The sequence below is a fragment of the Rothia sp. HMSC064F07 genome, from assembly GCF_001837265.1.
Classification (GTDB): Bacteria; Actinomycetota; Actinomycetes; order Actinomycetales; family Micrococcaceae; genus Rothia; species Rothia mucilaginosa.
The window spans coordinates 19196-29196 of record NZ_KV831925.1 but is presented as its reverse complement, the minus strand read 5'-3'; the positions used below and the strand labels follow the sequence as shown (position 1 = coordinate 29196).

General features: G+C 57.2%; 6 protein-coding genes. 5 read left to right on the top strand and 1 reads right to left on the bottom strand.

Going from position 1 to position 10001, the window contains the following annotated elements:
• A partial coding sequence (locus HMPREF2712_RS02190; RefSeq protein WP_141762563.1) for an ATP-binding cassette domain-containing protein occupies window positions 1-1128 on the top strand: 1128 nt, incomplete at its 5' end.
• Between the two features lie 135 nt (window positions 1129-1263).
• Here the strand turns inward: HMPREF2712_RS02190 and HMPREF2712_RS02185 are convergent.
• A complete protein-coding gene (locus HMPREF2712_RS02185; RefSeq protein WP_005507370.1) occupies window positions 1264-1887 on the bottom strand; it encodes a superoxide dismutase in 624 nt (207 codons plus the stop codon).
• 1466 nt (window positions 1888-3353) lie between these two features.
• Here HMPREF2712_RS02185 and HMPREF2712_RS02180 point away from each other — a divergent pair.
• The 4 genes from HMPREF2712_RS02180 (at window position 3354) to lysX (ending at window position 9950) form a co-directional block, all read left to right on the top strand.
• Window positions 3354-3905, top strand: a complete 552-nt coding sequence (locus HMPREF2712_RS02180) for a MarR family winged helix-turn-helix transcriptional regulator (protein ID WP_141762561.1) — start codon at window positions 3354-3356, stop codon at window positions 3903-3905.
• Window positions 3906-4426: 521 nt separating this feature from the next.
• Window positions 4427-4951: a ferritin gene (locus tag HMPREF2712_RS02175; protein ID WP_049357179.1), complete on the top strand. Its 525-nt coding sequence runs from the start codon at window positions 4427-4429 to the stop codon at window positions 4949-4951.
• Window positions 4952-5194: 243 nt separating this feature from the next.
• Window positions 5195-6547, top strand: a complete 1353-nt coding sequence (gene nhaA / locus HMPREF2712_RS02170) for a Na+/H+ antiporter NhaA (protein WP_070819154.1) — start codon at window positions 5195-5197, stop codon at window positions 6545-6547.
• A gap of 52 nt (window positions 6548-6599) precedes the next feature.
• Entirely contained in the window at window positions 6600-9950 is a 3351-nt protein-coding gene (gene lysX, locus HMPREF2712_RS02165; RefSeq protein ID WP_083323932.1) for a bifunctional lysylphosphatidylglycerol synthetase/lysine--tRNA ligase LysX, read from the top strand.
• Window positions 9951-10001 lie beyond the last annotated feature (51 nt).

Below are 10001 nucleotides of genomic sequence, written 5' to 3'. Positions count from 1 at the left end.
TGCCCGGCGCTCATTATTAGCCACGACCGCGATCTGCTGGAGCGCGTGAATGTGATTGCCGAGCTTCACGCCAACCGGCAGGGGGTGGCTCATCTGCGCCTCTTCGAGGGTAACTACAGCACCTACCGCCAGGCGCTGGACACCGAACAGCAGGCAGCTCAGCGTCGGGTAACCGAGGCGAAAAACCGGGTACGTTCTGCGCACCGTGAGTGGGTGCATGCGCAAGAGATTATTTCGAAGAACATGGCGCAGGTGTGGAAGGACGACCAGCCGGATACGATTCTTGCCCTCGCGAAGGACGCCTCACGGCAGGCGGCGGCGAAGCTTCGAGTTCTGCGTGTCGGCAAGCAGGAGCAGGCTCAGGAGGAGTACCAGAGCGCTCAAGACGAGGTGCGCGTGCAGGAGAAAATCTATGCCGAACTGAGCCAGCAGCCCCTACCCGCAGGACGCAAGGTGCTGGAGCTGAGCAGGGTTGATAGCCACCCAGTTTCACGTGAAACATTTACCGTTCGGCAACCCACCAAGGTTGATTCTCTGCATATTTCACCCGCCGAGGCTGATAGCGAGAACCAGCAGGGAACCCCGGCGGAGCGCCCCGAGCACCTGATTCTCAGCGGCCCCGAGCACCTGCGCATCACCGGCGCAAACGGTAGCGGCAAGACCACCCTCCTTGAGGCAATTGCCCACGCCGGCGACCCGGAGTACCGCTCCCCCGTGCAGCCCGCCTACCGCGTCGAGTACTCCATCGAGGGGGCGTATATTCCTCAGCGCATCACCCTCGACCCGGAGCTCACTCTTCTGCAGTGCGTGCAGCGTGCTAACCCGGGCGTGAGTGAACAGCATCTGCGTGACCAGCTGGCGCGGCTGCTGTTCCGTCGCGAGAGTGTGCACCATAAGACCGGTGAGCTCTCCGGTGGTGAGCGGTTCCGTGCCGCGGTGGCGCAGGTGCTTCTGGCTGACCCGGTGCCGCAGCTACTCATATTGGATGAGCCGACGAATAACCTCGATATTTCCTCGGTGGATTGGCTGGTGCAGGCGCTCGAAGCCTATACCGGCGCACTCATTGTAGTGAGTCATGATGAGGATTTCTGTCACCGCATCCGCATTGATCGCACGCTGGCGCTCTAGAATTCCGCGCCTAACCCCGCGGGGCAACACCTGAATACAACAAACGGGTGCCCGGCACCTCCGAATATGGAGGCGCCGGACACCCGTTTCAGTTACCTCACCGCGGCTACTTCACCGCGCTGACGAAAACTTAGATTAGAGGACCAGGCCCTTGGTCTGGGACACTGCGCGCTCGAAGCGAGCCTGAACGTCAGCCCAGTTCACAATGTTCCAGAATGCCTTGACGTACTCGCCCTTGACGTTCTGGTAGTCCAGGTAGAATGCGTGCTCCCACATGTCCAGCTGCAGAACGGGAATCAGTGCAACGGAGATGTTGCCCTGCTGGTCGTAAAGCTGCTCGATGATGAGGCGCTTGCCAACGGTGTCCCATGCGAGGATTGCCCAGCCGGAGCCCTGAATGGTCAGTGCAACGTTGGTGAAGTGCTCACGGAACTTGTCGAAGGATCCGAAGAACTCGTCGATTGCTGCTGCCAGCTCGCCGGTGGGCTTGTCGCCACCCTCGGGGGACAGATTGTTCCAGAAGATGGAGTGGTTGGTGTGGCCACCCAGGTTGAACGCCAGGTCCTTGGAGAGCTTGGAGACGTTGCCGTATGCACCGTTCTCGCGTGCCTCTTCAAGCTGCTCGAGAGCTGCGTTAGCGCCTGCAACGTATGCTGCGTGGTGCTTGTCGTGGTGCAGCTCCATGATCTTTGCAGAGATGTGGGGCTCGAGCGCCGCGTAGTCGTAGGGGAGCTCGGGGAGGGTGTACTTTTCAGCCATGATGATGCCTTTCATTAGAAAACTTGGCTTGTATTAAAGATTACCAGCGTAGCGTTTACTTTACTTTTCATGAGTTGGGGTGCGTCACATTTATGTAAGACCTCGCTTGAGCATGTGGATTTCAGGCGAAGACTTTTCCCCACACCTGTGGATAATCCTGTGTATCAACAGGCTTTTCGGGGTCGGCACCCTATTCTGCCTTGAAATACCGGGGTATGCACTCATGTGAATAACAGAGTTGTAAGTTCTCCACACTGTGGATAACTACTGTGGATAACATCCTATTTTGGGGATGCGCGGGGGATAAACTGCAGAATTTTCGCCCTCATTCGGGGTGTTTTTCCTTCTACTAGCCAAAATATTGAGTACTAACAGGGCCGCCGAGCGATCTTACGCGCCTCCTTACGCCGGAGGCGGTGGATTAAGTGCACAGGGTTATCCACAGCTGTGGAAATTTTCGGGTTCCGCGGTTTTAAAGGTGAAAAGGTCTTCTGTTTAAGAACTTACCCTCGCTTTTAACAGCCTCGAAAGCCTGTAATTACAAGAATTTTTCGACTGGGCCCCTCTTTGCATCTTGCATTGCCACCATCGCCAGCTTCACCAAATCACATGCGTGTAAGTTCTCCACACTGTGGATAACCATTGTGGATAACCCCTATGGATAACATTCCTGGCGCGATACGGCGCAGCAACACCACAGCTGCAAGGTGCGCAGTGCAGGTACGCAGACCCCTCAATTCATGCTCCTCCCCTAGTTCGCAGGGGCGCTCTTGCTAATCCCTATGAGGGCAAAGAAAAAGAGCACCCGACCATTGGATGCTCTTAGAGTGAGTTGATAGAAATTCGAGTTAAAAAGATACGGTACGGAATGCAGCCCAACCACGAACTGCACCCGCACCGCACATCCGTCGGTAGAAATACGAGTTACTCGTACACCGACGACAATCACCGATAAATAGAGAGTCGAACCTATCGAAGCGAGCTTCCGGTCTCGCCTCGGAGGCTTCCTTCGACCCCGTTATGTAATTAGTGTACACGGTTTCATTACGGTTGCAAAGCCAAAACCGAGATTTTTTTAAAAATTTTGTTATCGTTTCGTTATTTTTCACCCTTGGTAAGCTCTTTACACTCCCTAGAATTTTCACCCACACCCCTAAAAACCTTGATATTCCGCGGAAGTTGGCTCAATTCATGAGTATACTTCTTGGTACGTTCTCATCTATACTTGTACCGGAAATCTTTTTAAATATGTCGCGCATCACTTGTCTACCCAAGGTTTTTATAGTCACTGCGTGCAAAAAGATGACCCTAGCACCCTCCAAAAAATTAGCACTAAAGTGTCAACCATTACTTGACCGTACCAATTTAGGGTTACTGGGCAAGACCTTTCGCTACAATGGGTGCCAGCACACCACACCTCCCCTTAATAAGGGAGCTCCATATCCGATAAAAGAGGAACCAATCCCGTGCCCATACCAACCACGTCTGCGCAGCGGTCTGACAATACCGCACACAGCGAATCCATCCAGTGGCTCTCTCCGCAAGAGCGAGAAGGCTGGCTCTTTATCAGCTCCATCATCTTCAGCCTCACCCGCAAACTGGAAAACCAGCTGCAGAGCGAAGCTGGCATTAGCTTTGTCGAATACATGGTGCTCGCGATGCTCTCCGAGTCCAAGGATCATTCCCTCACCATGACCGAGCTGGCAGTTACTACCAACACCCTCCCGGCACGCCTCTCCCGCGTTGTGGCACGCCTGGAGAAGGACGGCTACGTCCGCCGCTCCCTCAGCGCAGAAGACCGCCGCGTCAGCATCTGCCACTTGCTCCCCGCAGGCGAGCAGAAAGTGCAGGACGTCGCACCCGGCCACGTGAGCGAAGTACGCCGCCAGATTTTCGACCACCTGACCACCGAACAGGTTGAGCATCTCGCAGAAATCGGCGAGGCGGTCCTCGGCAACACCCCCTCAAACGTCATCTCGATTGATGCACTGCAGCGTGGGAACTACCCCACACAATAACCTCCTCCGCCTTCGGGTGAGAGTTGAGAGAACCAGAGATAAGGCACATTCCCCACCGGGAACGTGCCTTATCTCTTTAACAGATTTCTTAAATAGGCTCTTGCAGTCGCGAGCGCTGCGGTACGCGCGAACCTTAAAGCCGCCTAAAGTTGCCCCGAGCATCGATACATGCGAAGAATTTTAAAAAATTTTTGCGGTATCACGTACCGCTTTGAAATGTCGGATGACCGGCTGTCGGGCGCAGGGGCATGATGCGTATACGCGGGATGTTGGGGTATCTAATACCGCTTTAAACCGCGAAATCTCAAGGAAACGCACTCAATACCACTCAAGCCAAAGAAAGTATTCAGGGCATCCACACTAAGGGTTGTGGTGACAATATGTCAGGAGTACCTTATCTGATTCACCGATTAGCCTTTTCTCTCTGTACATGACGCACCCTACCCCTTACGATAAATATCAACAGGTTGCACCGCGCCATCCCGGCACCTAAAAGCAACCACCATATAAGGAGAAACCATATGTCTAAGTCTTTCTACGACCTTCTGAACGAGCAGATTGGCCACGAGTTCGCAGCATCTCACCAGTACCTGTCCATGGCTATCTGGCTCGACGGTGAGGACCTGCCCCAGCTGGCTAAGTTCTTCTACCAGCAGTCCCTCGAAGAGCGCGAGCACGCACTCATGATGGTTCAGTACAAGCTGGACCGCGGCCACAAGGTCGAGATCCCCGCTGTTCCCGCTGTGAAGAACGACTTCGCGAACGTTCAGGAAATCGTTGACATGTCCCTGGCACAGGAGAAGGTTGTCACCGGTCAGATCGAGGCTCTGTTCTCCGCAGCACGCGCTGAGAACTACGCACTGGGCGAGCAGTTCATCCTCTGGTTCCTGAAGGAACAGGTTGAGGAAGTTGCAACCATGGAGACCCTGGTGACCATCGTGAAGCGCGCAAACGGCAACCTCTTCGACCTGGAGAACTACGTTGCACGCGAGCTGGCACACGACCACGGCCAGGAGTCCGGCGCACCCGCAATCGCTGGTTCCTAATCTTGCGTTCAGGCGGCTAGACACCTAGTCGACCACGCAGAATATCTGCAAAATATTAAACGTTCCGCCCTCCCCACACGCCGTGGGGAGGGCGGAACGTTTATGCATATACGCCATGAAAGCACACCGCGGTGCACCGTCCAGGAGCTAAAAGCCGCCAGCGGGTACTCGAATACTCATACAGTGCAGAGTAAACTTAAAAGCCTTAGATGCCGCATAATATCGCGGCAGAAAGAGGAGAGAATGACTCACACCAACCCAGATACCCTCAGCCGCGGCTCATATAGCAACTCACGCCGCGTAGCCGACATTCTGCGTGCAGAATCAGTCGGCGGTACCGTACTTCTGATTGCGACGGTGCTGGCAGTAGTACTCGCCAACACCCCCGCATCCAGCTTCTACTTCGGTCTGCGAGACACCGTTGTTGGCCCGGTCATCCCCGGCTTCAACCACCTGCAGATGAGCATCGGAACCTGGGCGGCAGACGGTCTGCTCGTCGTTTTCTTCTTCCTCACCGGCTTAGAGCTGAAGAAGGAATTCGTGATTGGTGACCTCAAGTCGCCCTCCACCGCGATTGTGCCGATTGCGGCCGCTTTCGGTGGCGTTGCGGTGCCCGCGATTATCTACACGGCGCTGAACTTCACCAGCCCCACCGCTCTGCACGGCTGGGCGATCCCCACCGCAACCGATATTGCGTTTGCGGTGTCTGTTCTCGCCGCCGTGGGTACTTTCCTCCCCTCGGCGATGCGTGTCTTCCTGCTGACCCTGGCAGTGGTCGACGACCTGATCGCGATCTGCATTATCGCGATTTTCTACACCAATAACTTCCACGGCGAGTACCTGCTTTTCGCGCTCATTCCCCTCGCTCTTTTCGCGTTCATTGCCTACCGCGGTGAGACCATGCTGCACCTGAAGCCTCTCGCCGCATGGATTCTGCTGCTGCCCCTGGGTATTATCACCTGGGCGCTCTTCCTCGAGTCCGGTATTCACGCCACCATTTCCGGCGTGGTTCTCGGCTTCCTGGTGCCCGTGAAGATGTCCGCTCGCTCTGAGGCGGCACAGGCTGAACACGGTCTTGCAGAGGTGCTGGAGCACCGATTCCGTCCCCTCTCCACGGGCATCTGCGTGCCCGTCTTCGCGTTCTTCAGCGCGGGTGTGGCCGTTGGCGGCTTTGAAGGCCTCGGACGCGCCCTCACCGACTCCGTGGCAGTCGGCATTATGGTTGCACTGGTTGCCGGTAAAACCATCGGTATTTTCGGCACCACCTGGCTCGTGACCCGCTTCAAGAACGCTAACCTCGACCCGGACGTCGCCTGGATTGACGTGGTCGGCCTGGCTGCAACCGGCGGTATCGGCTTCACCGTATCCCTACTGGTGGCTGAGCTGTCCTTCCCGCACGGCTCCCCGCACACCGAGGATGCAAAGATTGCGATTCTCTTCGGTTCCGTGCTCGCCGCGATTGTCGGTGCCATCATCCTTTCACGCCGTAACAAGCACTACCGTGCCCTGGCTGAGAAGGAAAGCGTGGACGCTGACGACAACGGCATCCCCGACGTCTTCGAGGGCACCTACCGTGACCCGAAGACCGAAGCCTAGCAAGAACTCCTAAGGTCTAGTACCTTCCCTACACCCCAATCCCCCGCTGATAATGATGTCTCACCGCACTACCTCACGTCGCCGTACAGCACGAGCAGGGCAGGCGCCCGCGCCTCCTTCAAGGTATGCAGAGATATCAGCACGCGTGGTGATTGGGGTGTATTCCTTTGCCGCGCTACTGACCACGTTCGCGTGGATTATTTCTCCTCTGCGGCACGGTCGCGGCTTCACTTGGTGGGAAGTCACCGCTGACCTGCTGAATATTCCCTCCACGCACACGCTACCCAGCGCCATCACGATGATTGTGCTTGTGTCCGGGCTGATTGTGCGCAAGCGTGCCGCTCTCATTGCAGCCATCGTTTTTCAGGTGCTTGGTGTGCTGATCGCCAGCCATAGCGCATTCACTCTGGTGTTCCCCGCGGGGATTATGCCGAAGGACCGTATTTTCTCCTCGACGGTCGATACGCTCTCCATCGTGTTTGCGTGCGCGCTGGTGCCTTTCCTTTTCTCGATTCGTTCGGCGTTCCCGGCGCGTATTGGTCGCCTCTCGTGGGTGGGTGCGGCGTCGACGGCTGTTGGCGGTATCCTGCTGACTACTCTGGTGCTCTGGTACCTCTGCCACATTGGTGTGTGGGAGCCGTTGCGTTCGGTGACCCCGTGGGAGTTGCTGATGCACGGCATGGGTATTGAGCGTACCCATCCTGGCGTGTGGTCTGCCGATGTGGTCGCTTTTTTGGCTTCTTTCGGTTACGGCGCCTCGCTGGTTGCGGCACTGTACCTGTTGGCGCGCGGTTACCGTGCCCCGGATGCGTGGACCGGCGAGAAGGAGCTGAAGATTCGCGCTCTGCTACAGCAGTACGGTGCCAATGATTCGCTCTCCTATTTTGCGACGCGTCGCGATAAGCAGGTGATTTTCTCTCCGGATCAGAGGGCGGCGATTACGTACCGTTCGGTGGGTTCGGTGTGTTTGGCGTCGAGCGACCCGGTGGGTGACCCTGATTCGTGGGATGCCGCCATTGAGCAGTGGATGCTGCAGGCGCGTAGCTATGGTTGGGTTCCTGCGGCGCTGAGCGTGAGTGAGGCGGGTGCGCGCGCCTATAACCGTGCGGGCCTGTCGATTATTCAGATGGGTGAGGAGGCGGTCCTTGAGGCGGACCGTTTCACGCTCAATGACACGTCGATGCTACCGGTGCGTCAGGCGGTTCAGCGTGTGCGTCGCGGCGGGTACACGGCGCAGATGCGTCGCTTTGTGGAGCTGGATGAGCAGCAGCGTCAGCAGGTTGCGGAGAATATTTCGGCGTGGCGTCATGGGCGTGTGGAGCGTGGCTTCTCGATGGCTCTGAATCGTGTGAATGATCCGGCGGATTCTTCGTCTGTTCTGGTGTCGGCTCATGATGAGGCTGGTCAGATGGTGGCTCTGCTGTCGTTCGTCCCGTGGGGTCCTACGGGGCTGTCTTTGGATGTTATGCGCCGCTCCCCTGAGGCACCTAATGGTGTGGTGGAGTTTATGGTGGCGTCGCTGATGGAGCAGGCGGCGTCTTTGGGTGTGCGTCGGGTGTCGCTGAATTTTGCGATGTTTGGCCATATTTTTGAGGCTGCTGATCAGGTGGGTGCGTCAGCGTGGAACCGTTTTGCTTCCCGCTCTTTGGGTGTGCTGGATCGTTTTCTGCAGTTACGCCGCCTGTATCGTTTCAATCTGAAGTTTGCCCCGCTGTGGGTTCCTCGTTTTTTGGCGACGGAGCCGACGTTGGCGATGGCGAATGTTGTGGTTGCGTCGGGTATGGCGGAGGGCTTTTTACCGAATTTGTCGGCGCGCCGTTTGCAGGATCAGGAGCAGGTTCTTTCTACAGATGAGCTGGAGGCTCTTCGCCAGATGCAGCTCGCTTCTGTGGAAGAGCTTCCTGAGGTGTCGCGTAGCGATCAGACTCAGCACCGTCTGCGCCATCTGGAGGCGCTGCGTGCGGCGGGCATGGATCCGTATCCGCTGGGTGGTGAGATACGCAGTAATGGTGCGCCTATTCTGGGCGTGAAGGATGCCCTGAGTATATTCTCTTCTGAAAATATTCCAGATTCGGAATTCATGGTTTCGGGGCGTATTCGCGCGCTTCGCAACCACGGTGGAGTCCTCTTTGCAATCCTCATTGAAGGGGGTGAGACCCTGCAGGTCGTCGTGGAACGCAGCCTGGTGGGCGAGCACCCGTTGAGCCTCGCCTCCCGCAACCTGGATACTGGTGACATCATCACCGTGCGGGGCACCTACGGGGTGAGCCGTAACGGCACTCCATCGCTGATTGCCGCCTCCTGGTACATGGCGTCGAAGAGCCTGCACCCCATCCCCTTCGACTCCTTTACTGACCCGGAGGCGCGCCTGCGTCGCCGTTCCACAGACCTGTTGGTGCATCCGGACCAGATGCAGAATCTGCGCCTGCGTACTGCGGTCATTAAGGCACTGCGTGCCCGCCTGGATGCGGAGGGCTTCCTTGAGGTGGAGACCCCGATTCTGCATACGGTGCACGGTGGCGCGAGCGCGCGTCCGTTCCGCACGTATATCAATGCGTACGGTGAGGATTTGACGCTGCGTATTGCGCCGGAGCTGTATTTGAAGCGCCTGGTGGTGGGCGGTAGCGGTCCGGTATATGAGCTGGGTCGTGATTTCCGCAATGAGGGTGCTGATGCGACCCATAATCCGGAGTTTACGGTGCTTGAGGCGTATCGTCCGTATGCGGATTATGTGCAGATGCGTGAGTTGACGGAGCGTCTGATTAAGGATGCCGCTCAGGCGGTGTTTGGTTCGGTGTCTTTGCCGCTGGGTCGTAAGGCTTCGAGCGAGCGCGTGGTGCGTGATGTGTCGGGTCCGTGGCGTGTGGTGTCGGTGTGTGATGCTCTGTCGGAGGCGCTGGGTCGCCGAGTGGATGTGCAGACGGATTTTGAGGAGTTGCTGGCTTTGGCGCAGCAGCACGGTGTGCGTGTTCACGAGGGTATGGGTCCGGGTGCCATCGTTGAGGAACTGTATGGTGAGCTGGTTGAGGTGCATACGGTGGAGCCGACGTTCTATACGGATTTCCCGGCGGAGACGAGTCCGCTTGCGGCGCCGCATCGTAGTGTTCCGGGTTTGGCGGAGCGTTGGGATTTGGTGATTAACGGCATGGAGATGGGCTGTGCCTACTCGGAGCTGGCGGATCCGCTGGTGCAGCGTGAGCGCCTGACGGAGCAGTCGTTGAAGGCGGCTTCGGGTGACCTGGAGGCGATGGAGGTGGATGAGGATTTCCTTTACGCCTTGGAGACGGGTATGCCGCCGACGGGTGGTTTGGGTCTGGGTGTGGACCGTTTGGTGATGCTGTTGGCTCAGACGCAGATTCGTGGGGTGTTGTCGTTCCCGTTTGTGAAGCCTGAGCGTTCGTAGCCCGACTGATACCCACGCTTCTCCGCTAAGCCCGGTGCGAGGTTTTGTACC

What these genes read in the sequence shown, in the direction of transcription:
- HMPREF2712_RS02185 (WP_005507370.1), bottom strand. Translation starts at nt 1,887, where the DNA reads ATGGCTGAAAAGTACACCCTCCCCGAGCTCCCCTACGACTACGCGGCG.
- HMPREF2712_RS02175 (WP_049357179.1), top strand. Translation starts at nt 4,427, where the DNA reads ATGTCTAAGTCTTTCTACGACCTTCTGAACGAGCAGATTGGCCACGAG.
- nhaA (WP_070819154.1), top strand. Translation starts at nt 5,195, where the DNA reads ATGACTCACACCAACCCAGATACCCTCAGCCGCGGCTCATATAGCAAC.
- lysX (WP_083323932.1), top strand. Translation starts at nt 6,600, where the DNA reads ATGATGTCTCACCGCACTACCTCACGTCGCCGTACAGCACGAGCAGGG.